Below are 1687 nucleotides of genomic sequence, written 5' to 3'. Positions count from 1 at the left end.
TGGGCAGCTACCCCCCACCCTTTCCGGGTGGGGGCCCCGGCCTCCATCCTGCGGGGGGGGCCCTCGCCTGTGCGCCGCGGGTGCGCCGCCGCCGTCAGCCCGTCCAGAACTCCCACCACCGGGTCAGGATCAGCATCCCGATGACGCCGATGTGCAAGACGGGCGGGACCCAGCCGAACTCGGCGAGGAAGCCCCGCACCGGAGCGGGCGCCGGGAGCGTGCCCGCGCGGACGTTGTGCGCGGTGACCGCCCAGAACATCAGCAGGGTCGCCACCCAGGCCAGGCAGCACCACAGGCAGAGCGCGTTGATCTCGTAGAGCGACTGGACCATGAGCCAGGAGCAGAAGCCGACGCCGAAGGCGGTGCCGGCGTTCAGACCGAGCCAGAACCAGCCACGGTGGCGGGCGCCGGCCAGCAGGCCCGCGCCGACGCACACGACGACCCCGTACGCGGCCAGCCCCAGCATGGGGTTGGGGAAGCCGAAGACCGCGGCCTGGTCGCTCTGCATGACGCTGCCGCAGGAGACGACGGGGTTCAGACTGCAGGCGGGCTTGAAGTCCGGGTCCTCCAGCAGCAGGAACTTGTCGAGGGTGATCACCCAGGAGGCCAGCAGTCCGGCGGCGCCGGTCAGGACCAGCAGCCAGGCCAGCCCCCGGGGGGTGGCGGCCGGTTCGCCGTCGGTGGGGTTGCGGGGCCGTCCCTGCTGGCGGGGGACGCCCACGGTATTCGTTGCCATGCGGCCCATAGTCCCGCCTTCCCTCGTATACCAGGCCGAACCATGCCCATGCATAAGGAAGTTGACCTGAAGGGGTGGCGGGAAACCCTGATGCTTCCCGGACGTTTTACCGAACCCCGGACGTGATGTCAGGGCCAGGGGTTACTTTGAGCTTCCACGAAGTGACATGCTGCGACGGCCTGGAGACCCACCTTGAGCGATCCGTACGAGACAACCGAGGCGCACCTCGAGCGACTCCTGGGCCGCGCCCTCAACTCCTTCGACCTGCCTGACCGGTTGGTCGAGCGCCTCGGCACGGCGCTCGCCCACAGCTCCGCGCTGTACACCGCCCACCACGGCCAGGCGGAGGGCGTGTGGCGCGAGACCCACCGGCACACGTACCTGCTGGCCGACGGCGGGGCGGTGTCGCTGTGGGAGCTGGCGTACCGGCTTCGGGGTGACCGGGCGGTGCGGTACGAGATCTTCGCGAGCAAGGCCGAGACCCGCCTGGCCGTGACCCGGCTGTTCGGCGAGGCTCCCACCGAGGCGCTGCTGGACCCGGCGGTGACCGGATCCGATGAGGACGAAGCGCGCGATGTGGCCGCGCTGGGCGCGCTGTTCGCGGCCGTCGCGGCCGCGCCGACGCGGCGCCACCGGGAGTACGCGGTGGAGGAGTCCGCCGACCACGCCCGGCGGGTGCTGCGCCGCGCGGAGAACCCGGACCGCCCCGGTGAGGGGGTGGCGGAGCGGCTGCGGTCGGCGTACGCGCACCAGATCACGCAGGCCTTCGGCGGGCGCCCGTGCCTGGCGAACGGGCGGCGGGAGGCGGGCTTCAGCCTGTACGAGCACGCCTTCGTCCTGCTGGACGGGAGCGAACTCAGCCTGTGGGAGGTCGAGCACACCGCGACGCCCGACGGGCGGCACATGTGCGAGGTGTACGAGAGCGAGGCGGCCGCGCGCGGAGCGATGGAG

Annotated in this window: 2 protein-coding genes; one reads left to right on the top strand and one right to left on the bottom strand. The window is 72.0% G+C overall.

The window, feature by feature from the left end; all coding sequences use genetic code 11:
- Positions 1-94 precede the first annotated feature (94 nt).
- Positions 95-736 carry a vitamin K epoxide reductase family protein gene (locus tag ACFWB8_RS37045; protein WP_385237723.1) on the bottom strand — a complete coding sequence of 214 codons (642 nt, stop codon included), beginning with the start codon at positions 734-736 and terminating at the stop codon, positions 95-97.
- Positions 737-928: 192 nt separating this feature from the next.
- Here ACFWB8_RS37045 and ACFWB8_RS37040 point away from each other — a divergent pair.
- On the top strand, positions 929-1687 hold a 759-nt coding region (locus ACFWB8_RS37040; RefSeq protein ID WP_385237720.1), incomplete at its 3' end, for a DUF6227 family protein.

Origin of the sequence: Streptomyces sp. NPDC060031 (assembly GCF_042736805.1) — a bacterium.
Classification (GTDB): domain Bacteria; phylum Actinomycetota; class Actinomycetes; order Streptomycetales; family Streptomycetaceae; genus Streptomyces.
The sequence above is the reverse complement of the archived record's forward strand: the minus strand, read 5'-3'. Positions and strand labels throughout refer to the sequence as shown.